The following is a 26,753-nucleotide window of genomic DNA, read 5'->3' as shown; positions in this document are numbered from 1 at the left end:
ACGCTGGCGGAGACAGGGCGGAGGAGGGCGGTCAGGCCCCATTTCCACACGCTCGCCCCGGCCGGACAAGTCTCCAGGCCCCCGGCGAGCGCCCCAGCGGAGCGCGCACGCCGCATGACCAGTCCCTTCCTGCCCCTTGACCGAGCGGTCATCGCCCGCGAGGCGGCCAAGATGTTCCTCGAGATCGGGGCGGTGCTCTTCTACAAGGACGAGCCGTTCAAGTTCACCTCCGGCTGGGCGAGCCCGGTCTACACCGACAGTCGGAAGATCATCTCGTTCCCGCGCCTGCGCTCGACGCTGATGGATTTCGCCACCGCCACGATCGTGCGCGAGATCGGCTACGAGAAGCTGACCCACATCGCGGGCGGCGAGACCGCCGGCATCCCCTTCGCGGCCTGGATCGCCGACCGGATGATGCTGCCGATGCAGTACATCCGGAAGAAGCCCAAGGGGTTCGGCCGCAATGCGCAGATCGAGGGTGAGATCGTCGAGGGTGCCCGGACCCTGCTGGTCGAGGACCTCGCCACCGACGGGCGCAGCAAGGTCAATTTCTGTAAGGCCCTGCGCGATTCCGGCGCCCAGGTCGATCACTGCTTCGTGCTGTTCTACTACGACATCTTCCCCGACAGCGCGGCGCTGATGCAGGAGATCGGCATCAAGCTCCACTACCTCACCACATGGTGGGATGTGCTGGCTGTCGCCAAGGAGATGGGCACGTTCGATCCGAAGACGCTGGCCGAGGTGGAAAGCTTCCTCAACGCGCCGGCGGAATGGTCGGCGGCGCATGGCGGCATTTCCGCCTTCGGTCAGGCCTGAGGAGTTTCGCGATGGGCGTCGCCGAGCTGTTCCCCGCCGAACGTCAGGAGGCGAAGTCGGTGGACCGGATCACGATCCGCCGGCCGGACGATTGGCACATCCACCTGCGCGATGGCGCGATGCTGAAGGCGGTGCTGCCCTACACGGCGGCGCAGTTCGCCCGGGGCATCATCATGCCGAACCTCGTGCCGCCGGTGACCACGGTGGCGGCCGCCAGCGCCTACCGTGAGCGCATCCTCGCGGCCCTGCCCGACGGCATGGATTTCACCCCGCTGATGACCTCCTATCTGCGGGACGATACCGATCCGGACGAGATCGAGCGCGGCTTCAAGGAGAAGGTTTGGATCGCCGCCAAACTCTACCCGGCCGGCGCGACCACGAACTCGCACGCGGGCGTCACCGACCTCCTCGGGATCGCGCCCGTGCTGGAGCGGATGGAGCGGATCGGCATGCCGCTTTTGATCCACGGTGAGGCGACCGACCCGGAGATCGACATCTTCGACCGGGAGGCCGCCTTCATGGAAGGCAGCCTGATCCCGCTGCTCGGTCGCCACCAGGGGCTGAAAGTCACGGTGGAACATGCCACAACGGCCGAGATCCTCGACGTGGTCCGCGAGAACCGAAACCGGTGCGCGGCGACGATCACGCCGCACCATCTCGTGATCAACCGGACGCACATCTTCCAGGGGGGGCTACGCCCGCACCTGTATTGTCTCCCGGTGGCCAAGCGCGAGCGGCACCGCCTCGCCCTGCGCGCGGCCGCGACCTCGGGCGAGGCCTGCTTCTATCTCGGCACCGACACGGCCCCGCATGTCCGCGGCGCCAAGGAGACGTCCTGCGGCTGTGCCGGCGTGTTCTGCGGGCCCTCCGCGCTCCAGACCTACGTGCAGGTGTTCGACGAGGAAGGTGCGCTCGACCGGTTCGAGGCCTTCGCATCGCTCAACGGCGCACGGTTTCATGGGCTGGAACCCAATGCCGGGACGGTGACGCTGGAACGTCGGCCGGACCGCGTGGTGGAGGCGGTCGCGGTGGAGGATACGGCGGTCGTGGTGTTCCGCGGCGAGGAAACGCTGCCCTGGTCGGTGGCGTGACAGCCTAACGCCAAGGCTGCGCCCCGTCATTGCGCGCGCAGCGAAGCGGCAGAGGGCCGCGCGAGGTCGGCCGGCGTAGCGCTGCTGGATTGCGTCGCTCCGCTCGCCAAGACGGTCGCTGATCTTGCATCGCGGCGTGATCGGTGAAGCCCACCAGATCGAAGGAGCGGTACGATGCAGGACGCACGACCGGACGGTGTCACGGCTATGGGCGCGGTGGACCTCGCTGCCGCCATCCGCGGCCGGGTCGTGTCCTGCGCCGAGGTGATGCGCGCCTATCTGGGCCGGATCCACAGGATCAACCCGCAGGTGAATGCCATCGTGGGGCTGCGGGACGACGCTGCGCTCCTTCAGGAGGCGGAGGCTGCCGACGCCGTCCTGGCGCGCGGCGAGGCTGTCGGACCCCTTCACGGCTTCCCGCTGGCTGTGAAGGATCTCGATGCGGTACGCGGCCTGCGGTTCACGCAAGGCTCGCCGATCTTCGCCGATCGGATCGCCGAGGCCGACTCGATCATGGTGGCCCGCCTGCGTGCCGCCGGGGCGATCTTCATCGGCAAGACCAACGTCCCCGAATTCGGCCTCGGCTCGCACAGCTTCAACCCGGTCTACGGCACCACCGCCAACCCCTACGACCTGACGAAGAGCGCGGGCGGATCGAGCGGCGGTGCGGCGGTGGCGGTGGCTCTGCGGATGCAGCCGGTCGCCGACGGCAGCGACCATGCCGGCTCGCTGCGCAACCCGCCGGCCTTCAACAATTGCTACGGCCTGCGCCCGAGCTGGGGCCGCATCCCGGCCGAGGCGAAGGACGTGTTCAGCCCCAGCCTCGCCGTGCTCGGCGCGATCGGGCGGACGCCCGCCGATATCGGCCTGATGCTGTCCGTCCAGGCGGGGTACGATCCGCGCTGCCCGAATTCCATCCGGCAGGATCCGTCCGCCTTCGCCGGCCCGCTCGTCCGGAACTTCCGCGGCACCCGGATCGCGTGGCTCGGCGATTGCGGCGGCCAGATCCCGTTCGACCCAGGCGTGCTCGAAGTCGGTCGCGCCGCCCTCTCGACCTTCGTCGAGATCGGCTGCACCGTCGAGGAGGCGGTACCGCGCTACGACATGGAGCAGCTCTGGCAGGATTGGCTGGTGCTGCGGGCACTGACCGTCGCGGCAAACCTCCGCCCCTTCTACGACGAGCCCCGGCACCGGGCGCTGCTGAAGCCGGAGGCCGCCTGGGAGGTCGAGCGGGGGCTCGCCCTCGGATCCGACCGGATCATCGCGGCCCTGGAGGGGCGCACGCGCTGGTACGAGACCCTGCGCCGCTTCATGGAGCGCTACGACTACCTCGTGATGCCGACGACGCAGGTCTTCCCCTTCGACAAGGATCTCCGCTGGCCCGAGGTGGTCGGCGGCCGGGCGATGGATACCTACCATCGCTGGATGCAGACCGTGATCCCCGTGACCATGTCGGGCCTGCCGGCGCTCGACGTCCCGGCCGGGTTCGGCGAGGCCGGTCTGCCGACCGGCATCCAGATCGTCGGCCGCAACCACGGCGAACTCGCCTGCCTGCAGCTTGGCGCCGCCTACGACGCGGCGAGCAACTGGGTCCGCCGACATCCGCCGCCGCTGACGTGAGCGAGCCGCTCGCGCGGCTTGTTTTCGTGCATACGCCCGGGAAAGGGCCGCGTGATGCAGTGTCGACGGCCCCTTGCCCGGACAGGTGGAGCGCCAGCGGAGAATGATCTGGGATCCGGCAGACGAAGCGCCGCACAGCGGCTCGATGATCGAACCCGCCCAAACAATCGCCGGATGCGTTGACCGGCCCCGCGCACTCCGCTAAGAGGCCCGACACTCTGCGCGTCAACCCTGATTCAGTTCCGGATCATGTGGCCGCCGCGGAGCAGGTTCGGATATCCGATGACGACGGTCCTTATTGTAGCGGTAGCGTCACCGACGGGGCGGCCCTGAGCTAGGGCCGCGATCCGGGCGGTGGCGCATGCAGGGTCCCTCGGGGCCCTTTTTTGTTGCCTGCGTCCGGACGGGACTGGGACGGAGATTCGAGGCGAGAGACACCTTCGGGCGAGGCGGAGACCGCCCCGCATGACGAGGGTGCCGGGAGAGAGGACGGGGCCGGGCGGCGATCTAAAGGATCGCGGTGGCTCCGGAGAGCGCGAGGAGACGAGCATGGGCGGCGAGGTCATGACCGGGGCCGAGATGGTCATCCGGGCCTTCCAGGATCAGGGTGTCGATACGCTGTTCGGGTATCCGGGCGGCGCCGTACTTCCGATCTACGACGCGCTCTTCCACCAGAACGCCGTCAAGCATATTCTCGTCCGCCACGAGCAGGGCGCCGTGCACGCCGCGGAGGGCTATGCCCGCTCCTCCGGCAAGGTCGGCTGCGTCCTCGTCACCTCGGGCCCCGGTGCCACCAACATCGTCACCGGTCTCACCGACGCGATGCTGGATTCGATCCCGCTGGTCTGCATCACCGGCCAGGTCCCGACGCACCTGATCGGCACCGATGCCTTCCAGGAATGCGACACGGTCGGCATCACGCGCCACTGCACGAAGCACAATTACCTGGTCAAATCGATCGACGACCTGCCGCGCATCCTGCACGAGGCGTTCTATGTGGCGGCCAACGGCCGGCCCGGCCCGGTCGTGGTCGACCTGCCCAAGGACATCCAGTTCGCCTCCGGCCTCTACGAGCAGCCGGAGATCGCCAGCCACAAGACCTACCGTCCGGCCGTGAAGGGCGATGCCGACCGGATCCGCGCGGCCGTCGAGCTGATGGCCACCGCGCGCCGACCGGTCTTCTACACCGGCGGTGGCGTGATCAACTCGGGCCCGGAGGCCTCGCGCCTCCTGCGTGAGCTCGTCCGCGAGACCGGTTTCCCGGTCACCTCCACCCTGATGGGGCTCGGCGCCTATCCGGGCACGGACGAGAAGTTCCTGGGCATGCTCGGCATGCACGGGACCTACGAGGCCAACCTCGCGATGCACGAGTGCGACGTGATGATCTGCGTCGGCGCCCGGTTCGACGACCGGATCACCGGCCGGCTCGACGCGTTCTCGCCGTTCTCCAAGAAGATCCACATCGACGTCGATGCCTCCTCGATCAACAAGGTCGTGAAGGTCGATGTCGGGATCGTCGGCGACTGCGCCTCGGTGCTCGCCGACATGCTGGAGGCGTGGCGCGCCCTGCCGTCGCGGCCGGAGACGTCCAACCTCGATCCGTGGTTCCAGAAGATCCGGGCTTGGAAGGCGCGGGACTGCCTCGCCTACTGGCCCTCGGGCACGATCATCAAGCCGCAATACGCCGTGCAGCGCCTCTACGAGGCCTGCAAGAGCCGCGAGACCTACATCACCACCGAGGTCGGCCAGCACCAGATGTGGGCGGCCCAGTACTTCAAGTACGACGAGCCGAACCGCTGGATGACCTCCGGCGGCCTCGGCACGATGGGCTACGGCCTGCCGGCGGCCATCGGCACGCAGCTCGCGCATCCGAACGGGCTCGTGATCGACATCGCCGGCGAGGCCTCGATCCTGATGAACATGCAGGAGATGTCGACGGCGGTGCAGTACCGGCTGCCGATCAAGGTGTTCATCCTGAACAACGAGTATATGGGCATGGTCCGGCAGTGGCAGGAGCTGCTGCACGGCTCGCGCTACTCGCAGAGCTACTCGGAGAGCCTGCCGGACTTCGTGAAGCTCGCGGAGGCCTACGGCGCCAAGGGCATGCGCTGCGAGAAGCCGGGCGACCTCGACGGCGCCATCGCGGAGATGCTCGCCTACGACGGCCCGGTGATCTTCGACTGCATCGTCGACAAGACCGAGAATTGCTTCCCGATGATCCCGTCGGGCAAGGCGCACAACGAGATGCTCCTGTCCGACTACCTCGGTGAGACCGGCGTCGAGCTCGGCGACGTGATCTCCGAGGAAGGCAAGATGCTGGTCTGATCGGCTGACATCACAGGATCGATCGCGAATATCCTGGTTTCAAAAGGTCGAGACCTTTTGCGGGTATCGGGCTTCACCCGATGTCGGGGCGCCGCCCCGACACCCCGCCGAAGGGCACGTCCTTCGGAAACCCCGACGAGGACGAAGCCGGCCATGAACGCGATGAACACCCACTACCCCGATGCCGTCCGCGTCGAGCCGGTGAACCGGCACACGCTGGCGGTGATCGTCGACAACGAGCCCGGCGTGCTCGCCCGCATTTCGGGCCTGTTCTCCGGCCGCGGCTACAACATCGAGAGCCTGACTGTCTCGGAGACCGAGGAGGCGCGCCACATCTCGCGCATCACCATCGTGACCACCGGCACCAACGCCGTGATCGAGCAGATCAAGGCGCAGCTCGACCGGCTCGTGCCGGTGCACCGGGTCGTGGACCTCACGCTCCAGGGCAACGCCATCGAGCGCGAGATCTGCCTGGTGAAGGTGAAGGGTGAGGGCGAGCACCGCAGCGAGGCCCTGCGGCTGGCCGCCGCCTTCGGCGCCAAGACGCTGGACGCCACGCTCAACTCCTTCGTGTTCGAATTGACCGGTGCCACGGAGGAGATCGACCGGTTCGTGCGCCTGATGAGCGTGATCGGGCTGGTGGAGATCTGCCGGACCGGGATCTCCGCGATGGGGCGCGGGGCGGAGCCGCTGTAACCTCCCGGCCGACGCCTCTGCGAGGATGCGCGTCCCCGCAGGAGGGCGGCGCGCTGGAAGCCAGGGTCATTGGCTGGGGTGACGACCTCGCCGTGCGGCTGGGCAGCGCGGAGACCGAGGAACTCGGCAATTGCGACGGCGCGACAGCGGCGATCGTGTCGAAGCGCCTGGCACAGCCCGAGCCCACGCAATGCGCCGGGCGCCGGTCTTCGACGGGCTGCCGATCTACACCCGTGAGGCGATGGTGGCCGAGATGCGTCATCTGGGCCGCGAATTAGAGCCGGCGACGGTGGATTGGGGTCCGGATGTCGGCTCTGAGATCATCGATGACGACGATCCCCGCTGATTCGTCGCTGGAAGCGAGACAGCTGATCCGCGTCGTGTCCGGACCTGTGCGTGAGACCGAACGGGAGGGACGCCGCCCGGCACTGATCGTCTCGTAGGTCCAGATGAACGCCGCCGCGCGCCGTGTCATCAGCTATCGGCCCTCGGTCGGACAGATCGCCGCTGTCCTCTGCAGCTCGGAACAGCAGCGACGGCTCGCGGATTCGACCGCCATGCCCCTCGCTCCGATTCAAACCGAAACCCACCGGCGGACCGGCCGAAAGATCGACCCCTTCCCCGGCGATCCCGCCCTCGCCGAGAAGGCGCTCGCGATCCACGGCCGGCTCTGCCCGGTCTATGGCTGCCCGATCCCGTACTTCCACAGTCTCGATCCGGTCAGTGAACTCGTCTCCTCGCTGCTGTCGCACCGGACGCGTAACGCTGAATCCGGCCGGGCCTTCAAGGCGCTGCGGGTGCGCTTCCCGGACTGGGAGGCGGTGATCGACGCCGACGTGCCAGAGATCGAAGCTGCCATCGCGGGCGTGACATGGCCGGAGTTGAAAGCGCCGCGCATCCGCGACGTGCTCCGGACGCTCCGCGACCGGTGCGGGACCCTCGATCTCGCCTTCCTGGCCGATATGGAGGTCGAGGCCGCGCGAGGGTGGCTGCAGGCGATTCCGGGCATCGGTCCGAAGACCAGCGCGGCGGTCCTGTCCTTCTCCACCCTGCGGATGCCGGCCCTGCCGGTGGACAGCCACCATCACCGGGTCGCCCAGCGCCTCGGCCTGATCGGGAAGCGGGTCGATGTCGGACCGTCGCACGCGATTCTACGGGCGCAGCTCCCGGCCGATTGGAGCGCGCAGGATCTCTACGACAATCACGAGATCCTGATGCTGCACGGCCAGAAGGTCTGCCACCATCAGCGCCCCGCCTGCGGGCGCTGTGTCCTGGTCGACCTCTGCCCCAGCGCGAAGCTGCCCACGCGGGAGCCGTGATCGCATCCTTGACCGGTCCAGCCTACGGGTGCGAGTAACCCCCGCCCGGCTGGCGCGGAGCCCCGGCCTTGTACTGCTCAGGATCGGCGCCGATGGCCGCGTTCACCGAATTGGTCTTCTCGGGCGTCCAGCCCACCGGCAACCTGCACCTTGGCAATTATCTCGGGGCGGTGAAGCGCTTCGTGGAAATGCAGGCGCGTGAAGCGCAGTGCCTGTACTGTGTGGTCGACATGCACGCGATCACGCTCTGGCAGGATCCGGAGGCCCTGCGCGGCCAGATCCGCGAGGTCACGGCCGCGTTCCTCGCCGCCGGCATCGACCCGAAGCGCTCCATCGTGTTCAACCAGAGCCAAGTGCATCAGCACGCCGAACTCGCCTGGATCTTCAACTGCGTCGCCCGCCTCGGCTGGCTGAACCGCATGACCCAGTTCAAGGACAAGGCCGGCAAGGATCGGGAGAACGCCTCGATCGGGCTCTACGACTATCCCGTATTGATGGCAGCCGACATCCTGGCCTACCGCGCGACGCATGTCCCCGTGGGCGAGGACCAGAAGCAGCATTTGGAACTGACCCGAGACATCGCCCAGAAGTTCAACACCGATTTCGCGGGGTCGATCGCCGCGCATGGCCATGGTGACGCGTTCTTCCCGATCACCGAACCGCTGATCGGCGGCCCGGCCGCCCGGGTCATGTCGCTGCGCGACGGCACCAAGAAGATGTCGAAATCGGACCCGTCCGACAATGCCCGCATCAACCTCACGGACGATGCGGATGCCATCGCGCAGAAGATCCGCCGGGCCAAGACCGATCCGGAGCCTCTCCCCTCCGAGGTGGCCGGCCTGAAGGAGCGGCCTGAGGCGGACAATCTCGTGGGGATCTACGCGGCGCTCGCCGGCATCACCCGGGAGGACGTGCTGCGCGATTTCGGCGGGGCCCAGTTCTCGACCTTCAAGCCCGCTTTAGCCGACCTCGCCGTGACGAGCCTCGCGCCGATCGCCGGGGAGATGCGCCGCCTCACCGCCGATCCCGGCCATATCGACGCCGTGCTGGCCGATGGCAGCGCCCGCGCCGAGGCCATCGCCGCCCCGACGCTGGACGCCGTCAAGGACATCGTCGGCTTCGTCCGACGCGGTCCTAGCCTTCAGGCGGTGCGATGACCATCCGGGCGCTGGTCTTCGACGTCTTCGGGACACTGGTCGACTGGCGCTCCGGCGTCGCACGCGAGGCCGCGCGTCTGCTCGCGCCCGTCGCGTCGAACCTCGATGGGGGCGCCTTCGCGGATGCATGGCGGGCTCAGTACAATCCATCGATGGAGACGGTGCGCTCGGGTGCCCGGCCCTTCGTCGACCTCGACACGCTGCAAGCCGAATCCCTGCCCGACGTGCTGGCGCAATTCGGAATCGCGGACGTGTCCGCGGAGGTTCAGCGCGAATTGGTCCAGGCCTGGCACCGGCTCGACGCATGGCCCGAGGTGCCGGACGCGATGCGGCGCTTACGCGAGAAGCACCTTCTGGCCCCGAACTCGAACGGGCATATCCGGCTGATGGCCGACCTCGCCCGCCGGAACCGCCTGATCTTCGACGCGGTGCTCGGCGCCGGCTATTCCCGCGACTACAAGCCGAAGCCGGCGCTCTACCGCGACGCGATCGCGGCCTTCGGCTTTGAGGCGAGCAAGACGATGATGGTGGCCGCCCACTCGAACGATCTCGCGGCGGCGGCGAGCCACGGCCTGTCCACGGCCCACATCGCCCGGCCGCACGAGCACGGCCCGGCCGGGGGCGAGACTGCGCCCACCGTGCCGGTCACCCACGCGGCACGAGATCTGGCGGATCTCGCCGACCAGCTCGGCTGCTGAACGGGACCGACGAAGGGTTGCGATGGCCGACTGGAACCCCGCCCTTTACACCCGCTTCGAGGACGAGCGGACGCGCCCGGCAGCCGAACTCCTCGCCCGCGTTCCCCTCGACACGCCGCGTCTGGCCTACGACCTCGGCTGCGGACCCGGTAATTCCACCGCGCTGATCGCGGCCCGCTTCCCCGACGCCGAGGTGATCGGCCTCGACTCCTCACCCGCCATGCTGGAGAGCGCCCGGGCCCGGCTGCCCGGTCTGACCTTCGCGCAGGCCGATGCCGCGAGCTGGGTTCCGGACCGGGCGCCGGACCTGATCTACGCCAACGCCGTCCTGCAATGGCTGCCGGACCACGCGACCCTGCTGCCGCGGCTGTTCGGTCTCCTCGCCCCGGGCGGCGTGCTGGCCGTGCAAATGCCCGACAACCTCGCTGAGCCCACGCACCGCCTGATGCGGGAGGTTGCCAGCGCTGACACCTGGGCGGCCGCGATCGGAGACCCGGCGGTGGCAGGCCGCCTCGGGCGGATGCTGGAGCCGGCTGGTTATTACGACCTGCTGGCGCCCTCGGCCGCAGAGGTGGATGTCTGGCGCACCGCCCATCACCACCGCATGGCGGATGCCGCCGCCATTGTGGATTGGGTGAGCGCCACGGGGCTACGACCGTTCCTCGAGCCGCTCGATCCCGAGGAGCGAACCGGCTTCCTGGCCGCCTATGCCCGCGCGATCGACGGGGCCTATCCTTGCCGCAGCGACGGACGCCGCCTGCTCGCCTTTCCACGGGTGTTCATCGTCGCCCGAAGGGCTGCGTAACGCGCTCGCTCAATGGGTGTCAGGCCGCGCGCCCCGTACCGAGGAAGCGGCCGACTTCCGCCCGGAGAAGCTCGGACTGGCGCGACAGGTTCGCGGACGAGTCCAGCACGTGGTTCGCGGCCGAGCCGGTCATGTCGGCGGCGTCGGCCACGCGTGCGATGTTCGTCGTCACCCCGCCCGTGCCGGCGGCGGCCTGAGTCACGTTGCGGACGATCTCCTGGGTTGCCGTGCCCTGCTGCTCGACCGCAGCCGCGATCGTCGTGGTCACGCCGCTGATCTCGTCGACGCGCGTCGTGATGCTGCCGATCGCCGAGGCCGCCTGCGCGGTCGAATCCTGGACACGGGCGATCTGGCCTGCGATCTCATCGGTCGCCCTTGCGGTCTGCTCGGCCAGCGCCTTCACCTCGGCGGCCACCACCGCGAAGCCCCGGCCGGCCTCCCCAGCCCGGGCAGCCTCGATGGTGGCGTTGAGGGCCAGCAGATTGGTCTGGCCCGCAATACCGCTGATCAGCGCCACCACGTCCCCAATCTTCATCGCAGCCGCGCTCAGATCCTCCACCAGCCGCACCGTACGCCCGGCTTCCTCCGCCGCGGCCTTCGCGAGTTGCGCGGAACCCTGGACCTGACGCCCGATCTCCTGCACGGAGCTGCCGAGTTCCTCGGCCGCCGAGGCCGCGGCCCGGACATTGGAGGCGGCCTCCTCGGCCCCGGCCGCGACGGTCGTCAATTGGCCGGCGGTCTCCGACGCCGTGGCGGCCAACGTCTTGGCGGTTCTCTGCATTTCGGTGGCCGCACGCGTAACCGTCTCGACGATGCCGCCGACCGCCTGCTCGAATGTGTTCGCCAGATCCGACGTCATCCGCTTGCGCTCCTGATCGGCTGCGGCCTGCGCTACCGCCCGCGCCTGCCCGTCGGCTTCCGCCTGCGCCCGCAGGCCGTCGCGCAGCTTCAGGACGGCCCGCCCGACCAGCCCGACCTCGTCGCGGCGCCGCGCCTCGGGCACGTCCGCCCCATAATCGCCTGCCGCCATGACGCCGATGGTGCCGCCGAGAGCGCGGATCGGCTTTCCGACGAGGCGACTCAGCGCGGTGAAGATGACCGCGCATCCGATCAGGACACAGAGGACCGAGATGCCAATCAGCATCGCGCGCGCCTGATCGGCGGCGGCCGTGAGTGTCGCCACCGGCACCGCGACCACGATGGCCCAGCGGTCCGGGGCCTCCCCCGCTTGGATATGCTGCGCCATGTAGCGCCAGAGCGCCCCGTCCGGGCCCGGGGCGTCGGTCACCACCATGGCCCCCGCCGCGATCGCCTGCCTGGCCGCGGTGGCCGTCGATGCGTCGAAGTCCTGCAACGGCTTCCCAGCCGCGCCGGTCGGATGCGCGACGGTCGTTCCGCTCGCCGAGACCATGGCGAGATAGCCGGTCCCGAACGGCTTCACCGCGCCGAGATGGGCATTCAGCGATCCGAGATCGATGTCGACGCCGGCGGTGCCGCGATACACGCCGTCCACGATGATCGGTGCGCCGAACGACATCATGACGACGTCCCTCCCGGCCACCGGGTAGATGTAGGGTTCGATGGCCACCAAACGGTTCAGCGTCTTCGGCTGGAGGTAATAGGCCCCGTCCGGCTCGGCCTCGTAGCCGGTAAGGACCTCCCGCTTGATCGCGCCGCTGCCGCGATTCCAGTAGGGCATGAAGCGACCGCTCCTGTCCGAGGAGGGCGTGCCTGCGAACGCGCTGTCGCGCCCGTCCAGGGCGTTCGGCTCCCATCCCGTCCAAGTCGCGATCAGGTTGGGATTTGTCCGCAGCAGCTCGCGCAGCATCGCATCGTAGACTCCGCGATCCTGGATGCCGCCGGCGCGCAGGGAAGAGGCGGAGGCCGCAATGGTCTCGGCAGCCTTGGCCGCGACGGCGAGGCGAATTCGGACCTCGTGCGCTTCGTTCGACAAGGTTTCCGACTGTCTCTTGGCTGTCTGCTCCTCGAAGGAGGCGCTGATCCGGCGGGTAAGAAAAGTCGTCCCACCCGCGAAAACCGCAGCGATCAGGACGCTGCAGATTACGGCAACGCGCAGTGGCAGCGAAAACATACTCGGAATGCCCGTGAAGAAGCGGGTAACGAAATTCGAGCTGTTTTTTAACAAGACCCTTTCATACCGTCAAGAAATTCGGAATTATAATACGATCAGTTGGGACGAAAGACACATACACATATTGTGCTTTATTTGCATCCGCTCTAATTCGATTTATCTCTCTTGGATTGAAATTTCGGCGCAAGAATTGAGTGCCAGCCGTCCGACTTTGCTAGGGCGGCCCGCAGGGAACAATTAAGCCTCGCCGCGGGCCATCAGCGCCTCGTACTCAGAGACTTCTAGCCGGCCCTCCTGGGCGACCCGCGCCTTGTCGGCATCGCTGATCACGTCGCCCGCGAGATCGAGACGCTTCCAAGCGGCAAGCGGGGTTTCGCGGTCAGGCCGCGGCACATACTTGTTCTGCTCGAGTTTCTGGTACTTGTGGATGTAGCGCGGGCAATTGACCCAAATCTTCGTCACCGCAACCTTCACGAGGTATTTGGCCTCGGTGTACTCGGCGATTATCGCATCGTCGCGCAGCAGCGTCGCATGGCCCTGGACACGGATGCGGTGGGGCGTCTCGAAATCGATGAACAGCAGGCCGACCTTGGCCTGCCCCTCGATGTTGCCCATCGAGTAGAACATGCCGTTGCCGTCGAAGCCGGGGAACACGAGCGTGCCGGCGTCGAGCACCTTCACGAAGCCCGTGGGGCCGCCCTTGTAGGAGACGGTCGGCATGCCGTCGGGGTCGACGGTCGAGAGGAAGAACATGTCGCGGGAGCCGATGAAGGCGGCCTCCTCCGGCTGGATGCTCTCGTGGACCCAGTTCTCGTCGAGGCGCACCGCGAGCTTGGTGGTGCCGAACTCCTCCTGCAGCGCCCGGTGCGCGTCGGAATAGAGCGATGCCATGCGTGTCCTCCCCGCTTGCCGGTCCTCGTACCGGCGGGACCGCTGGGGGGCTTATGGCCGGGATGACGCGCATCGGGCAACCTGGAACGCGAAGGGCCGGCTACGCCTTCGCGTAACCGGCCCCGCGCATCCGCGGCCGAGCAAGGCCCGGCCGCGTCGTCCCGAAAGATCAGTTGCGGGTCTTGTCGACCAGCGCCTTCTCGGAGATCCACGGCATCATGCCGCGGAGCTTGGCGCCGACCTCCTCGATCGGATGGGCGGCGAGCTTGGCGCGGGTCGCCTTGAACGAGGTCTGGTTGACCTTGTTCTCCAGCATCCAGTTGCGGGTGAAGGTGCCCGACTGGATGTCGTTCAGCACGCGCTTCATCTCGGCCTTGGTCTCGGGCGTGACGATGCGCGGACCGGTGACGTACTCGCCGTACTCGGCCGTGTTGGAGATCGAGTAGTTCATGTTGGCGATGCCGCCCTCGTAGATGAGGTCGACGATCAGCTTCACCTCATGCAGGCACTCGAAATAGGCCATCTCGGGGGCGTAGCCCGCCTCGACCAGGGTCTCGAAGCCGGCCTTGATCAACTCGACGAGGCCGCCGCAGAGCACGGCCTGCTCGCCGAACAGGTCGGTCTCGCACTCCTCCTTGAAGGTCGTCTCGATGATGCCGGCGCGGCCGCCGCCATTGGCCGAGGCGTAGGACAGGCCGAGATCGTGGGCGTTTCCGCTCGCGTCCTGCGCGATGGCGATCAGGGTCGGCACGCCGCCGCCGCGGAGGTACTCGGAACGCACGGTGTGGCCGGGGCCCTTCGGGGCGACCATCAGGACGTCGAGATCCTTGCGCGGCTCGATCAGGTTGAAGTGGACGTTGAGGCCGTGGGCGAACAGCAGCGCGGCGCCCTGCTTCATGTTGCCCTCAAGGGACTCACGGTAGATGTCGCCCTGCAGTTCGTCCGGGGTGAGCATCATCACCACGTCGGCCCACTTGGCGGCCTCGGCGACCGACAGGACCTTGAAGCCCTCGTGCTCGGCCTTCTTGGCGGTGGCGGAACCCTCGCGCAGGGCGATGACGATGTCCTTCACGCCCGAATCGCGCAGGTTGAGCGCGTGCGCGTGACCCTGGCTGCCGTAGCCGACGATGGCGACCTTCTTGCCCTTGATCAGGTTCAGGTCCGCGTCGCGATCGTAATACACCCGCATGTCTGTCTCCTCTTAAGTTTGGTGGTTCGGGTCGGGTTTGGCCCGGCCGTAGAGGGCCAGGAACTGCTCGACGGCGCGGCCCGCATCGCGCCGGATCCCGACCCCGTCGAGGTCGAGGGTCTCGCCGAGCAGAAGTCGGATCTGGATATCCCGGCCGACGAGGCCGAAGAAGGTGCGGAAGGCGGCTTCGCTGTCGGCAAAGGCCAACAGGCCGGCGGCGCGCCCTGCCTCCAGCACGGGCTTCACCCGCTCGCCGATGGCGAAACGTCCATTCGCCAGGACGATGCCGCCGAGATTGCTCTTGCGCGAGCCCGCATGCGCGATGGCGATGCGGTTCAGCGCCACCGAAGTCGGGCCGGTGATGACCTCCAACCATGTCACGGCGAAGTCCTGCAGGCGTTCCCGCAGGGTCGCGCCGTCGAGCACCTGCGCGGCGTCGTGCCCGGCATGGACCCGGGAGGCCTGCCAGCGCACCGTCGCGGTCAGCAGCCCGTCGCGGTCGCCGAACCACTTATAGAGCGTCTCCTTCGAGCAACTTGCCCGGCGCGCCACGGCGTCCATCGTGAGTTGCTCGCTGTCCTCGACCATCAGGCCGAGAACGGCATCCAGCACCGCCTGCTGGCGTGCCGAGGGAGCGTCCTGCTGTGCTGTCGCGCTGGCCTGCATCGTCTCGAAGTAGCGTACCGTACCGTACGGTACGCGCTGTAGGCTGATTCATAGGGCGCGGCAAGGGGGCCGCGACCGAACCCTGTCAGCGGGGGAGGGGCAACCCCTCGCGGGCGAAGACGGCCTGAACGGCCGGGCGCTCGGCGACGCGGTGGGCATGGGCGGTCCAAGCCGGGAAGCGCCCGGCCATGTCGAACCGCAGCGTCGGTCCATTCGCCCAGAACCAGAAGACCATCAGGTAAGCGTCCACCACACTGAAGCGGTCGCCCACCGCCCAGCCGCCGTCCGAGAGGCGTACCTCGGTCATCGTGGCGAGATCCGCGTAGGTGTTGGCCGCCTTCGTCTTGATGCCTTCGAAGGCACCCTCGTCGTCGGTATAGCGCTCCGGGCGGCGGACATGGGCGTAAGTGATGTGATGGTTGCAGGCGAGCCAGCCGAGCCACTCGTCGGCGGCGGCCTGCTCCCGGGCATCCATGGGCCACAGCCCCTTCTCCGGTACCTGACGGGCGACGTGGCGCAGGATCGCGGCGCATTCGGTGAGCACCCAGCCGTCCTCGGTCAAAGCCGGCACGCGGCCTCGATCGTTGATGGACAGGTATTGCGGCCGCCGCTGATCGCCCGCCGCGAGGTCCAGCTTGATGCCCTCGTAGGGCAGGCCGGATTCCTCCAGGATGATGTGGGCGGCGAGCGAGCAGGCGCCGGGGGCGTAGTAGAGGGTGCGGGCGGTCATGGCACCGCTATACAGCGTGCCGCGTCAAAGCCCGAGCAGTTTCGCGATCTGGTGGCGAACTTCAGCGAGGACCACAGCTGCAGCAACGCCGATGGGTCTGAGGATGCGCGTCCGCTGATCGTGCGATCGGACCTGATCCGTCCCTGCTGCGCCGCGGACAGCCGGACCGATCGGAAGCACGACCCAAACTGGCCAGGGTTCGATCATGCTGGGGATCGGACAGATTCGGGATCGAGGGCTCCGTGCCGCGCGCATCTCCCTTCTGCAACGGGGGGAGATGCGCGGTTCCGCGAAGGGCAGCCTGCTACTTCACCAGCGCGTAGATATTCACATCGAGATTATCGTCGGTGCTGTCCTTCAGATCGGTTGCGTATTCCTCCACGAACCGGTCCTGCACAACGATGTCCTTGGCATCGAGATAGGCGGTGAGCGTCTCGTAGGTGCTGTCGATCGACTCGTACGAGCCCTTGTGGGCGAAGCGCAGCGCCTTGCCCGAGGGTGTCGTGCCGAAGCGCAGGCCGTCTGTCTCCGCTGGGGGCGGGGTCGGCGCCGAAGCAACCGGGATCATCGCCTCGAATTCGAAGCCGTCATCGTCCGTTCGGGTGAAAACCGCGAGGGGCCGGCCCGCCGGGGCGATGCCGAGCTTGGCAAGATCGGCCTCGATCCGGGCGAAGGCCTGCTTGAGGTTCGGCACCGCCTCCTCCCATTTGGTCTTGCCCGTGACGATGGCGGCGGGCTTGGCCGGCAGCGTCACTTCGTCGACGTCGCCGGGCTCGCCGGGCTTGTCGATCAGGGTCGGTCGCGCGGGCGTCCCGACGGCACTCTGCCCGGCCGGTGGCGGCGCCACCGCCTGCTCGGGGGCCGGTGCCGGGCTCCTGCCCGGATCGGCCGCCGGGTTCGGAGCCGTGGTGGTCGGCAGCGGGTTCGTCTGAGCGGGCGAGGGTGCGGTCGAGGGCGGCGGGGCCGGCTGCTGTGCGGCGAGCGGGCCAGCCACCAGCGCGAGACCGATGGACAGAACGGCGAGCGGACGAAGGCGGATCACGATGGGCGCTCCGGTCGGGGCCCGGCGGATCGTCCGCCCAGGCTTCCCACTACATAGGGTAGCGGCGATCGGGATCGCCCGCGAGTGGGCCGTGCATGAGGGCCGCATCAGAGGGCCGCGGATGCGGCGCATCTGCCACGACAGAGGGCCCCTCGCGCCGGCCCCGCGGTTTTGCCATATAGCCGGCCGACCCCCTCCGAGCCGCGGGACCGCATGAGCGCACTGGCCCACAGACGCTTTTTGAAGATGCACGGCGCCGGCAATGCCATCGTGGTGCTGGATCTGCGTGGCTCCAGCGCACGGGTTCAGCCCGAAGACGCACGGGCGATTGCGCGGGATCCGGGCTCGACCTTCGATCAATTGATGGTGCTGCACGATCCCGTGAGCCCTGGCACGGACGCGTTCCTGCGGATCTACAACACCGACGGCTCGGAATCCGGCGCCTGCGGCAACGGCACCCGCTGCGTCGCCTACGCGATGCTCGACGATCCGGCCATGGCGCGCCCCGCCGAGGGCAGCCGGCTGATGCTGGAGACCCGGGCCGGCCTCCTCGGCGTGCGCCGGGTCTCGGAGCGCGCCTTCACGGTCGATATGGGCCAGCCGAAGCTCGCCTGGGACGAAATCCCCTTGTCGGAGCCGTTTCCCGACACACGGCGGATCGAATTGCAAGTCGGGCCGATCGACGATCCCGTGTTGCACTCGCCGGGCGTGGTGAACATGGGCAACCCGCACGCCGTGTTCTTCGTCGAGGCCGACCCGGAGACCTTTGATCTCGGCCGGATCGGCCCGATGCTGGAGAACCACCCGCTTTTCCCCGAGCGGGCCAACATCTCGATCGCCCAGATAACGAGCCGGGAGACGATCAAGCTGCGCGTGTGGGAACGCGGCGCCGGGCTGACGCTCGCCTGCGGCACCGCCGCCTGCGCCACCGTGGTGGCGGCGTCCCGGCTCCGGATGATCGGCCGGCAGGCGCAGGTCGCGCTGCCGGGCGGCGAGCTGTTCGTGGAATGGCGCGCCGACGACCACGTCCTCATGACCGGCCCCGTCGCGCTCGTGGCCGAGGGAACCTTCGCGCCGGAGCTTTTTTCCGGCCTCACCGGATGAGCGTCGAGACGCTGACCTTCGGCTGCCGGCTCAACATCGTGGAGTCGGAGGCCCTGCGGGCCCATGCCGGCGCGGACGGGCGCGACCGGATCGTGGTGAACACCTGCGCGGTCACCGCAGAGGCGGGGCGGCAGGCCCGGAAGGCGATCCGCCGGATCGCCCGCGAGCAGCCCGAGGCGGAAATTGTCGTCACCGGCTGCGGCGCCGAGGTCGAGACGCAGGCCTACGCCGCCATGCCCGAGGTGGCGCGCCTCGTCGGCAACGGCGAGAAGCTGCGGCCGGAGGGCTGGTCGGCCGTCGGGACCGGGCCGGGCGCCATCATGGCTGTGCGTGCCGCCGATCCGACCCGGGTCGCGGCCATCGCCGGGCATACACGGGCCTTCGTACCGGTGCAGAATGGCTGCGATCACCGCTGCACCTTCTGCGTCATCCCGTTCGGACGTGGCCCGTCGCGCTCGGTGTCGGTCGTCGATGTGATCGCGCAGGTCGAGACGATCGTCGCGCATGGCGGCCGCGAGGTCGTGCTGACGGGCGTCGATCTCACCGCCTACGGCCGTGATCTGTCCGACGCTCCCACGTCGCTCGGTACCCTGGTGCGCGCGATCCTCCGCGCGGTGCCGGACCTGGCGCGACTACGCCTGTCCTCGATCGACTCCGTCGAGGCGGACGACGACCTTCTGGCGGCTCTGGCCGAGGAGGAGCGGCTGATGCCGCACCTGCACCTCTCCCTCCAGGCGGGGGACGACCTGATCCTCAAGCGTATGAAGCGCCGGCACAGCCGCGCGGACGCGATTCGCTTCTGCGCGACGGCGCGGCGGCTGCGCCCCGACCTCGTGTTCGGGGCGGACCTGATCGCCGGCTTCCCCACCGAGACCGAAGCGCAGTTCACCCGTTCCCTCGAACTCGTCGCCGAATGTGGCCTGACGCATCTCCATGTCTTCCCGTATTCGCCCCGGCCGGAGACCCCCGCGGCGCGGATGCCGCCCGTGGCACCACAGGCGATCCGCGAGCGGGCTGCCCGATTGCGGGCGGTGGGGGCGGAGGCTCTGCGGTGGCACCTCGACGCGCAGGTCGGGCGGCGGCTGCCCGTCCTGGCGGAGCGCGGCGGGACGGGGCGCGCCGAGGATTTCACGCCGGTGCGACTGGCGGCGGAGCCTGAGCCCGGCACGTTGTGCGCCGTCGCCATCGTGGCTCACGATGGAGCGCGGCTGATTGCGGCGTGAGGCGCACCCTTTCCCCGAGCGTATGCCGCGACAGCGGAATGCGCCTTAGGATCCCGGGTATGATGGCGCGACCTGTCCGCTGAGGACAGATTGGGCCGCTTGCGCGACGCTTTCCGTGCCGGTTCCGGAATCGCCGTCCACTGCGTTACCGGCGTCCGGGGAGAGGGCGCGCTTCAATGGGTCGTCGGCAAGCCGGGCTCAACAGCTTGAAACGGCTGCGCCTATAGCCCCATCGGTGCCGCGGCCTCGGCGATATGCGCCGGCGGTGGCGCCGTCACCGTGATCGGATCGCGCTTCGGATAGAGCGGGACCGACAGTGACCGCGCGTGCAGGTGCAGGGCGCTCCCGCGCGGGGCCGCCCCGTAGATCGCATCCCCCAAAATCGGCCAGCCGCAGGCCGCACAATGCACGCGAAGCTGGTGGGTGCGGCCGGTGACCGGCTTCAACGCCAGCCAGGTTCGCCCTTCGGCCCGGCCGAGCACGCGCCAATGGGTCAGCGCCGGGTCCCCGGCGGGATCGGCCTTCATCCACCAGGAGCGCGGATCGTTTGAGCGGCGGGCGAGCGGCAGGTCGATTGAGCCGGACTCCTCGGAGGGTCCACCCTCGACCACCGCCCAGTAGGTCTTGTCCACCGCGCTTCCGGCGAACAGCTTGCCCAACCGGGCCAGCGCCTTGGCGTGGCGGCCGAGGGCAAGGCAGCCCGACGTGTCCCGGTCGAGCCGGTGCGCAGCCTCGGGCCGGCGGGGCAGGCCGAACCGCAGGGCGTCGAGATGGTCGGTCAGCGTCTCGCCGCCGCGCGGGCCTGGATGGACCGGCAGACCCGGCGGCTTGTCGATGACGAGCAGCAGGGCATCGCGGTAGAGGAGGCGCGCGCCTATGTCGAAGGCGTTGGACATCCGGATCGGCTAGAGGGTCGGCGCCGGGTCGGCAAGGTAGGGCGAGGACGCGATTTCATGGCGAGCGAGGAGAAGCCCGGCTGGTTCGGACGCCTGTTCGGGCGCAAGGGCCCGACGACGGACGAGGAGAAGCCCGAGGCTGAACTGCCTGCCGAAGCGGCGTCCCCCTCCGAGGGCCAGCCCGATTTCGCCACCGGAGCGGAGGATGTCGAACACATTCCGCTGCCGCCCGAGGAGACCGGCGAGCCGGTGGCCGACGTCATCGAGGGCGCGGATCTGCTGCCGATCGAGGGTGAGCCCGAGCGCCCGCCCGCGGGCACGGCCGGTGACGATCCCGCCCACGGCGCCGATCCGGTGGATACGGGGGACGCGAACCGCGAGCCGGTGATCGAGCCGCAGCCCGATATCCAGCCGGTCGATGCCGCCGCGGCTTTGGCCCACGATGCCGGGGCCGGGCCGGATCGCGAGCCGGAGGCGAAGGGCTGGTGGGGCCGCCTTACCTCCGGGATGAAGCGCACCTCGTCTGCGCTGTCCGAGCGGGTGACAGGGCTGTTCACCAAGCGCAAGCTCGACGCGACGACCCTGGAGGATCTGGAGGACGCCCTGATCCAGGCCGATTTCGGCCTGGAGACTGCGATGCGGATCTCGGAGGCCGTGGGCAAGGGCCGCTACGAGAAGGGCATCTCCCCCGACGAGGTTCGGGCGATCCTGGCCACCGAGGTCGAGCGGGCCCTCGAACCCGTGGCGGTGCCGCTCGCCGTCGATGCGACCAAGAAGCCGTTCGTGATCCTCACCGTCGGGGTGAACGGGGCGGGCAAGACCACGACCCTCGGCAAGCTCGCCTCGAAGCTGCGGGCCGAGGGCCGGACCGTGATGCTGGCGGCGGGCGACACGTTCCGGGCGGCGGCGGTCGACCAGCTCAAGGTCTGGGGCGCGCGAACCGGCACGCTGGTGGTGAGCGGCGCCCAGGGAGCGGACGCTGCGGGCCTCGCCTTCGACGCGCTGAAGCAGGCCTCGGCCGCCGGCACCGACGTGCTGCTGATCGATACGGCCGGGCGGCTCCAGAACAAGGCCGGGCTGATGGCCGAGCTGGAGAAGATCGTGCGCGTCCTGCGCAAGCAGGATCCGGAGGCGCCGCACGCCACGCTCCTCGTCCTCGACGCGACGGTCGGCCAGAACGCGATCAGCCAAGTCGAGCTGTTCTCGCAGGCGGCGCCGGTCTCGGGATTGGTGATGACTAAGCTCGACGGTACCGCCCGGGGTGGCATCCTCGTGGCGCTGGCCGCGAAGTTCGGCCTGCCGGTGCATTTCATCGGCGTCGGCGAGGGGGTGGAGGATCTGGAGCCCTTCGCGGCCCGGGACTTTGCGAGGGCGATCGCCGGGCTGGAGAAGGATTAGAGCGCTCTCTGCCGAAGTGGACACCGGTTCGTCACGCAGGATCGCGAGGAACGGTTAGAGATCCTGCGCGACGATTACACCGGAAGTCCGTTCTCGTCGTAGGCGAGGATCTCCTCGATCGGGCGCGGGTCCGCTACGGGACTTGCATTCCAGCGACGGCGCATCGCCTCGTCGGCCGCGAGACCCTCCGCGATGCGGCGCTCCGTCTCGTCGGACATCTGCTCCCGCGCCTGCCGCAACAGCGCCAGCAGCAGATCCGGCGCGCTCCGCCGGGTCGTCTGTGTGAGGTCGGCCAGCAGCGCCTCGACCTCCGCATTCTCGATCGTGATGGACATCGCGCGCCTCGCGTTACACACACCCCGACGAATCCAGTCCGGCGCGTCCAGCCTACCAAGCGCCGCATCCGAGCCAACTGACGCGCATGCAGATCGAATCCGTCCCCCCGCGCCGCCACCTGCCGCCGCTGATGAAGCTGGCGCTCGAACTCGGCCCGCTGGTGCTGTTCTTCCTCGGGAACGCCTATTCGGAAAAATTCGGCGTCGCCCCCGACCAGAAGCTGTTCGTGGCGACCGGCCTGTTCATCGCGGCGACCGTGGTGGCGCTGGCGATCCACTATGTGCTGATGCGGCGCCTGCCGATCATGCCGCTCGTGTCCGGCGTGGTCGTAGTGGTGTTCGGCGGGCTCACCCTGGCGCTGCAGGACAAGACCTTCATCATGGTCAAGCCGACCATCGTGAATGCCCTGTTCGGCACCATCCTGCTCGGCGGCCTCGCCTTCGGGCGGCCACTCCTGTCGGTGGTGCTCGATTCGATGTTCAGCCTCACCGAGGAGGGCTGGCGCAAGCTGACCTTCCGCTGGGGCCTGTTCTTCTTCGTCCTGGCGGCGCTCAACGAGATCGTGTGGCGGACGCAGACCGAAGATTTCTGGGTCAATTTCAAGGTGTTCGGCATCATGCCGATCACCGTGCTGTTCGCCCTGGCCCAGACCCCGCTGCTGACCCGCTACGAGAACAAGGCGCCGCAGCCGGAGGCGTGATTACTGCGCCGACGCGACCTTGCCGGCGGCCCGGATCCGCGTGAGCACGCTGGCAAAATTCTCGGGCGTCAGGATGCCGACGAGCTTATCGCGGATCACCCCGTCCGGCCCGATGATGAAGGTCTCGGGCACACCGTAGACGCCGAAATCGATCGCCGCCCGCCCGCTCGCATCGGCCCCAACGGCGCTGAACGGCACGCCGTGCCGGGCGAGGAAGCGTTGCCCGGCCTCGGGGTTCGGCTCCTTATAGTCGATGCCGACGAGCCGGATCCCCGGCTCCTTGGCGAGCCGCATCAGCATCGGATGCTCGACCTGGCAGGGCGCGCACCACGAGGCAAACACGTTGAGCACCGTGATCTGCCCTTTCAGGTCGGCGCTCGACAGGCCCGGCACGGGGGCGCCCGCGGCGGTGAGCCCGGGCACGGCCGGCAGATCGAAGCTCGGCGCCGGCCGACCGATCATGGCCGAAGGCAGGGCGGCCGGATCGACCCCGGAGCGCAGGCGCAGGAACATGACGGAAGCGAGGGCCGCGAAGGCGAGAACCGGCAGGATCAGCAGCAGGGAGCGGCGGACCGGGGGAGGCCGGTCCGTCACGTCGTCATGCGGGTCGATCATCGCCGGTCCTCACCGAAGCCCTTCAAAGTCCGCACCTGCGTCCGCCGGTCGCGGATCGCGTTGCCGACGAGCGCGGCCATCACCAGCACCGTGAAGGCGTAGGCGGCTAGGATGAAGCCGCCGTGAGATCCGAGATCCATCGCGGTGCTCCTAGACCGGTTGTCCGACAGGCAGCCCACCCGAGGGCTGCGGTGTTATGCGGGGTTGGGTACGATCCAGGCGCTCGGCTTCGCGGATCGTCAGCGTCCGGACCCGGCGGCGCATGATCTCGGTGCGCATCGTGTAAAGATGCAGTGTCGTGCCGCCGAGCGTCGCGGCGGCGATCATCACCAGCAGCGGATAGAGCATCGAAGGATCGATGGTCGAGCCACCCATGCGCAGGATCGAAGCCGGCTGGTGCAGGGTCGACCACCAGTTCACCGAGAACTTGATGATCGGCAGGTTCACGGCGCCCACCAGCGTCAGGATCGCCACCGCGCGGGCGGCGCGGTTCGGGTCTTCCAAAGTCCGCCAAAGGGCGATGATGCCGCAATAGATCAGGAACAGGACCAGCATCGAGGTCAGCCGCGCGTCCCAGACCCAGTAGGTGCCCCACATCGGCTTGCCCCAGAGGGAGCCGGTCACGAGGCAGATGAGGGTGAAGGCCGCGCCGATCGGCGCGGCCGCGCGTTGGGCCACGTCGGCCAGCGGGTGACGCCAGACCAGGGTGCCGATCGCCGAGACGCTCATGGCGCCATAGAAGAACACGCCGAGCCAAGCCGCCGGGACATGGATGTACATGATCCGCACGGTTTCGCCCTGCTGGTAGTCGGGCGGCACGACGTAGAAGGTCTGGTACAGTCCCACCGCCAGGACGGCGAGCGATAGCGCCGTAAGCCACGGCACGAGGGCGCCCGACCACCGCATGAAGTGGCTGGGATTCGACAGGCGGGTCCAGAGGGAGGGCGTCATCGCGGCTGCTGTCTCGGACATCGTAAGGCCCGGTCTACCTTAGGGTGCGGTGCAGCAACAATGCGGGGCTTCAACGCGCCGGATCACGGGACCGCGCGCGCGTCGCCGCGTCGTCATTCGTCGCGCGTAGACCCGAAAACGCGCATGCGCCGCGCACCCGCCCTTGCGGAAGGCGGGTGAATTACGCATATAGATACGAACAAAAAGAGAACGAAAGAGCGTCGCCGTACAAAGCTGTGGATGACGCGGCCCTTCCGCCGGATCGAACTGCCATGCGAACCGCCGACAAGCAGATCGCCGACATCCTCGTCCGCTACGGCGAGCCCTTCGGGGGCAACGTCTGGCGGGTCCAGGGTACGGCCGTCATCTATCACAAGACGTTGGAGCGGATCGCCGCGCAGGCCGGGATCGTGTTCGAGCCGCCGACCATCATCCGGGCCGAGCGCGACGAGGCCGTGATCCTCGTGACCGGCCGCCTGCCCGGTGCGAAGGCCGGGACCGCGCGGGTCGAGTGGTCGCTCGGCGAGGCTTTGGTCAACGTGAACTACCGCGTGTCCGGCAAGCAGGCGGCCTACGTCTACGCCATGGCGGAGAAGCGCGGGAAGGACCGCGTCATCCTCAAGCTGATCGAGCTGCACGGGCTCGTCTACTCCGAGGAGGAGGCCGACGAGTTCCGCGCCCACCAGATACCCGTCCGGGCCGTCGACGAGGATTTCGAGGAGGCGCCCGCTTTCGACGACGTCACCGAGGCCGAGGGCGACCTCAAGCGCCGGATCGACGAGGCGGAGACCATCAATGCCGTCACCGATCTGATGCTCGACGGCGCCACCCAGACCATCCTCGCCGCGATGCCGCCCGGCACCCGCGACGAGGTCCGCGACTACGCCAAGGCGCGCCTCGTGGCGCTCGGCTGGCCGAAGCGCCCCGGCCGCCGCAGCGCCGCCTGACCCCGAATTCCCAACCGCAGGAGACCGCCATGCATCGCGCCACGCGCCGCACCGTGAAGACCCGCCGGGACTGGAGCATCGAGACGCTGTCGTACTCTCCGTCGCGGATCGTACGTCTCGGCGACGAAAAGGTCGCCATCCTGTTCCCGCCGCTGGATGAGGGTGGGGCGTGGCAGCTCTACCCACACCCCGACACGTTCCCGGGGCTCAACTTCGAGGGCCTGCCGGCCCCCCTGCAACCGGAATTCCTGGCCTTCTCGGATCTGCCGGAGGTCGAGCGGTTCCTCGGCATCCGCGACGAGGCGCCGACCGCCCTGGCGGCGTGAGGGCCTGTCCGGCCCGGGTTTCCAAAAGGCTCAGCCCTTTGGCGGGTCCTCAGGGCAGGGCCTTGAGACGTCCCCAGGGCTCTGCCCCGGGCCCTTTCGCGGGCCCGCTTTTTCGAATCCAGGACTCAAGCCCCGGTGGAGCGCTTCGGCCTCCGGGGTGAAGGCGCCATCGCGGCCATGGAGCACGAGGGGCGGCAACAGGCTCAAGGCCGCGCGGCTGCCCTTCGTGGCGGTGATCAGCACGCGGATCGCCGGGGCTCCGGCCTGAGCATGGACAGGGCGGATCGCCAACCCACCGAAGCGGCTTCGGAATGCATCGAGGCAAGCGGGGAGCGCATCGGCCCGATGGATCAGACCGATCTGCCCGCCCGGCCGCAGGATCGCCGTACAGGTGCGGATCCAGGCGTCCAGGCTTCCCGCGGGAAAAGTGTGGGCCGAGGCCCGGCCCGGCTGCGGCGAGACGCGGTGCATCCCGGCCTCGAAGAATGGCGGATTGGTCAGGACCATATCGAACCGATCCGGCCGCAGACCGGCTGCGCGGCGTTCCGCCGCGGAGGCGAGCACGTCGGCCGTGAGTACCTCCGCGTCGATACCGTTGAGGGCGGCATTCACCTGCGCCATCGCGGCGAGATCCGGATCGCGTTCGACCAGGGTTGGCCGGAGGCCCGGCACCAGTGCAGCGCAGGCGAGGCCGACCGCCCCGGTCCCGGCGCCGACGTCGCACAGTCGGTCGCCCGCCGCGGGAACAAGCAGCCGGGCGAGCAACACCGCGTCAGTCCCGGCTCGGTGAGTCCCACGCGGCGGCTGATGCAGCCGCAAGAGCCCGTCCAGCAGGGCGTCCGGCGTGTTGGTCACGGCTGGCGCAGCTCGTGGGCGAGGCCGGCATCGCCCAGGAGACGCCGCGCCTGGGCCTCGTGGTCGCGCGGCACCAGCAGCCGCTGCCCGAACACGCCGATCGAGCCCTCCATCAGGCTCATATGACTGTCGGCCACGAGGACCGGGATTTCGGCCGCTTCGAGGATGGTGCGCGCGAACCCGATCAGCACGACATCGTTGGCACGGATCAACTCAACCATCAGTGGTCTCCGCGGGCCGGCGGTTTCGCCGCGTCGGCTCCGCA

Annotated in this window: 29 protein-coding genes; 16 read left to right on the top strand and 13 right to left on the bottom strand. The window is 68.6% G+C overall.

What is annotated here, in order from left to right; all coding sequences use genetic code 11:
• Positions 1 to 114: 114 nt before the first annotated feature.
• The 10 genes from MKK88_RS13075 (at position 115) to tam (ending at position 10,527) form a co-directional block, all read left to right on the top strand.
• Positions 115 to 816 (top strand): orotate phosphoribosyltransferase, encoded by a 702-nt coding sequence (locus tag MKK88_RS13075; protein ID WP_244000301.1) that lies wholly within the window; start codon positions 115 to 117, stop codon positions 814 to 816.
• Between the two features lie 11 nt (positions 817 to 827).
• Complete coding sequence (pyrC, locus tag MKK88_RS13070) at positions 828 to 1,907, top strand: dihydroorotase (protein ID WP_244000299.1); 1,080 nt, start codon at positions 828 to 830, stop codon at positions 1,905 to 1,907.
• Between the two features lie 174 nt (positions 1,908 to 2,081).
• Positions 2,082 to 3,527 carry an amidase gene (locus MKK88_RS13065; RefSeq protein WP_244000297.1) on the top strand — a complete coding sequence of 482 codons (1,446 nt, stop codon included), beginning with the start codon at positions 2,082 to 2,084 and terminating at the stop codon, positions 3,525 to 3,527.
• 549 nt (positions 3,528 to 4,076) lie between these two features.
• Positions 4,077 to 5,852 carry an acetolactate synthase 3 large subunit gene (locus MKK88_RS13060; RefSeq protein WP_244000295.1) on the top strand — a complete coding sequence of 592 codons (1,776 nt, stop codon included), beginning with the start codon at positions 4,077 to 4,079 and terminating at the stop codon, positions 5,850 to 5,852.
• 153 nt (positions 5,853 to 6,005) lie between these two features.
• The gene (gene ilvN, locus MKK88_RS13055; protein WP_091712806.1) at positions 6,006 to 6,548 is read left to right on the top strand and encodes an acetolactate synthase small subunit; all 543 of its coding nucleotides are present in this window, start codon (positions 6,006 to 6,008) and stop codon (positions 6,546 to 6,548) included.
• Positions 6,549 to 6,738: 190 nt separating this feature from the next.
• Entirely contained in the window at positions 6,739 to 6,894 is a 156-nt protein-coding gene (locus tag MKK88_RS13050) for a hypothetical protein (RefSeq protein ID WP_244000293.1), read from the top strand.
• A gap of 211 nt (positions 6,895 to 7,105) precedes the next feature.
• Positions 7,106 to 7,867, top strand: coding sequence for an endonuclease III domain-containing protein (gene nth, locus MKK88_RS13045; RefSeq protein ID WP_244000291.1), 762 nt, complete (start codon positions 7,106 to 7,108; stop codon positions 7,865 to 7,867).
• A gap of 92 nt (positions 7,868 to 7,959) precedes the next feature.
• Positions 7,960 to 9,024: a tryptophan--tRNA ligase gene (gene trpS, locus MKK88_RS13040; protein ID WP_244000289.1), complete on the top strand. Its 1,065-nt coding sequence runs from the start codon at positions 7,960 to 7,962 to the stop codon at positions 9,022 to 9,024.
• Entirely contained in the window at positions 9,021 to 9,722 is a 702-nt protein-coding gene (locus MKK88_RS13035; protein WP_244000287.1) for a haloacid dehalogenase type II, read from the top strand. Before trpS ends, MKK88_RS13035 begins: the two co-directional genes overlap by 4 nt.
• A 22-nt stretch (positions 9,723 to 9,744) precedes the next feature.
• Positions 9,745 to 10,527: a trans-aconitate 2-methyltransferase gene (gene tam, locus MKK88_RS13030; RefSeq protein WP_244000286.1), complete on the top strand. Its 783-nt coding sequence runs from the start codon at positions 9,745 to 9,747 to the stop codon at positions 10,525 to 10,527.
• 19 nt (positions 10,528 to 10,546) lie between these two features.
• Here tam and MKK88_RS13025 read toward each other — a convergent pair whose 3' ends face one another.
• The 6 genes from MKK88_RS13025 to MKK88_RS13000 form a co-directional block, all read right to left on the bottom strand.
• Positions 10,547 to 12,481 (bottom strand): methyl-accepting chemotaxis protein, encoded by a 1,935-nt coding sequence (locus tag MKK88_RS13025; protein WP_244000284.1) that lies wholly within the window; start codon positions 12,479 to 12,481, stop codon positions 10,547 to 10,549.
• A 375-nt stretch (positions 12,482 to 12,856) separates the two neighbouring features.
• Positions 12,857 to 13,510 carry a pyridoxamine 5'-phosphate oxidase family protein gene (locus MKK88_RS13020; RefSeq protein WP_244000283.1) on the bottom strand — a complete coding sequence of 218 codons (654 nt, stop codon included), beginning with the start codon at positions 13,508 to 13,510 and terminating at the stop codon, positions 12,857 to 12,859.
• Between the two features lie 169 nt (positions 13,511 to 13,679).
• Positions 13,680 to 14,699, bottom strand: a complete 1,020-nt coding sequence (ilvC, locus tag MKK88_RS13015; RefSeq protein ID WP_012322218.1) for a ketol-acid reductoisomerase — start codon at positions 14,697 to 14,699, stop codon at positions 13,680 to 13,682.
• A 12-nt stretch (positions 14,700 to 14,711) separates the two neighbouring features.
• The gene (locus tag MKK88_RS13010; RefSeq protein WP_244000281.1) at positions 14,712 to 15,365 is read right to left on the bottom strand and encodes a TetR/AcrR family transcriptional regulator C-terminal domain-containing protein; all 654 of its coding nucleotides are present in this window, start codon (positions 15,363 to 15,365) and stop codon (positions 14,712 to 14,714) included.
• An 85-nt stretch (positions 15,366 to 15,450) separates the two neighbouring features.
• The gene (locus MKK88_RS13005) at positions 15,451 to 16,095 is read right to left on the bottom strand and encodes a glutathione S-transferase family protein (protein ID WP_244000279.1); all 645 of its coding nucleotides are present in this window, start codon (positions 16,093 to 16,095) and stop codon (positions 15,451 to 15,453) included.
• 304 nt (positions 16,096 to 16,399) lie between these two features.
• A complete protein-coding gene (locus MKK88_RS13000; RefSeq protein WP_244000277.1) occupies positions 16,400 to 17,137 on the bottom strand; it encodes a GyrI-like domain-containing protein in 738 nt (245 codons plus the stop codon).
• A gap of 213 nt (positions 17,138 to 17,350) precedes the next feature.
• On the opposite strand from MKK88_RS13000, the gene dapF reads away from it, so the two are divergent.
• Both dapF and mtaB read left to right on the top strand, forming a co-directional pair.
• Positions 17,351 to 18,241, top strand: a complete 891-nt coding sequence (dapF, locus tag MKK88_RS12995; protein ID WP_244000276.1) for a diaminopimelate epimerase — start codon at positions 17,351 to 17,353, stop codon at positions 18,239 to 18,241.
• Positions 18,238 to 19,464 (top strand): tRNA (N(6)-L-threonylcarbamoyladenosine(37)-C(2))-methylthiotransferase MtaB, encoded by a 1,227-nt coding sequence (gene mtaB, locus MKK88_RS12990; protein ID WP_244000274.1) that lies wholly within the window; start codon positions 18,238 to 18,240, stop codon positions 19,462 to 19,464. Before dapF ends, mtaB begins: the two co-directional genes overlap by 4 nt.
• Positions 19,465 to 19,685: 221 nt before the next feature.
• Here the strand turns inward: mtaB and MKK88_RS12985 are convergent, their stop codons facing one another.
• The gene (locus MKK88_RS12985) at positions 19,686 to 20,360 is read right to left on the bottom strand and encodes an RluA family pseudouridine synthase (protein WP_244000271.1); all 675 of its coding nucleotides are present in this window, start codon (positions 20,358 to 20,360) and stop codon (positions 19,686 to 19,688) included.
• A 57-nt stretch (positions 20,361 to 20,417) separates the two neighbouring features.
• On the opposite strand from MKK88_RS12985, the gene ftsY reads away from it, so the two are divergent.
• A complete protein-coding gene (ftsY, locus tag MKK88_RS12980; protein WP_244000269.1) occupies positions 20,418 to 21,758 on the top strand; it encodes a signal recognition particle-docking protein FtsY in 1,341 nt (446 codons plus the stop codon).
• Positions 21,759 to 21,832: 74 nt separating this feature from the next.
• Here the strand turns inward: ftsY and MKK88_RS12975 are convergent, their stop codons facing one another.
• Entirely contained in the window at positions 21,833 to 22,093 is a 261-nt protein-coding gene (locus MKK88_RS12975) for a type II toxin-antitoxin system VapB family antitoxin (RefSeq protein WP_244000268.1), read from the bottom strand.
• 86 nt (positions 22,094 to 22,179) lie between these two features.
• On the opposite strand from MKK88_RS12975, the gene MKK88_RS12970 reads away from it, so the two are divergent.
• Positions 22,180 to 22,794: a septation protein A gene (locus MKK88_RS12970; protein WP_244000266.1), complete on the top strand. Its 615-nt coding sequence runs from the start codon at positions 22,180 to 22,182 to the stop codon at positions 22,792 to 22,794.
• Here MKK88_RS12970 and MKK88_RS12965 read toward each other — a convergent pair whose 3' ends face one another.
• From MKK88_RS12965 to MKK88_RS12955, 3 genes are read right to left on the bottom strand one after another with little or no spacing between them, the layout of a single operon-like run.
• Positions 22,795 to 23,409, bottom strand: a complete 615-nt coding sequence (locus MKK88_RS12965; protein WP_244000264.1) for a DsbE family thiol:disulfide interchange protein — start codon at positions 23,407 to 23,409, stop codon at positions 22,795 to 22,797.
• Complete coding sequence (gene ccmD, locus MKK88_RS12960; protein ID WP_244000261.1) at positions 23,406 to 23,549, bottom strand: heme exporter protein CcmD; 144 nt, start codon at positions 23,547 to 23,549, stop codon at positions 23,406 to 23,408. The genes MKK88_RS12965 and ccmD overlap by 4 nt, the downstream gene beginning before the upstream one ends.
• Before the next feature lie 10 nt (positions 23,550 to 23,559).
• Complete coding sequence (locus MKK88_RS12955; protein ID WP_244000322.1) at positions 23,560 to 24,360, bottom strand: heme ABC transporter permease; 801 nt, start codon at positions 24,358 to 24,360, stop codon at positions 23,560 to 23,562.
• A gap of 272 nt (positions 24,361 to 24,632) precedes the next feature.
• Here MKK88_RS12955 and MKK88_RS12950 point away from each other — a divergent pair, with 272 nt between their 5' ends.
• Both MKK88_RS12950 and MKK88_RS12945 read left to right on the top strand, forming a co-directional pair.
• Positions 24,633 to 25,307 (top strand): trna delta -isopentenylpyrophosphate transferase, encoded by a 675-nt coding sequence (locus tag MKK88_RS12950; RefSeq protein WP_244000260.1) that lies wholly within the window; start codon positions 24,633 to 24,635, stop codon positions 25,305 to 25,307.
• 29 nt (positions 25,308 to 25,336) lie between these two features.
• The gene (locus MKK88_RS12945) at positions 25,337 to 25,633 is read left to right on the top strand and encodes a hypothetical protein (protein ID WP_244000258.1); all 297 of its coding nucleotides are present in this window, start codon (positions 25,337 to 25,339) and stop codon (positions 25,631 to 25,633) included.
• Positions 25,634 to 25,663: 30 nt separating this feature from the next.
• Here MKK88_RS12945 and MKK88_RS12940 read toward each other — a convergent pair whose 3' ends face one another.
• Complete coding sequence (locus tag MKK88_RS12940; protein ID WP_244000256.1) at positions 25,664 to 26,488, bottom strand: tRNA1(Val) (adenine(37)-N6)-methyltransferase; 825 nt, start codon at positions 26,486 to 26,488, stop codon at positions 25,664 to 25,666.
• On the bottom strand, positions 26,485 to 26,709 hold the full coding sequence (locus MKK88_RS12935) for a DUF2007 domain-containing protein (protein WP_244000255.1): 225 nt from the start codon (positions 26,707 to 26,709) through the stop codon (positions 26,485 to 26,487). Before MKK88_RS12935 ends, MKK88_RS12940 begins: the two co-directional genes overlap by 4 nt.
• Positions 26,710 to 26,753 lie beyond the last annotated feature (44 nt).

The sequence above is a fragment of the Methylobacterium sp. E-005 genome (assembly GCF_022829725.1).
GTDB lineage: Bacteria > Pseudomonadota > Alphaproteobacteria > Rhizobiales > Beijerinckiaceae > Methylobacterium.
Note: the sequence above shows the minus strand (reverse complement) of the source record. Positions and strands in the feature narration are given on the sequence as shown.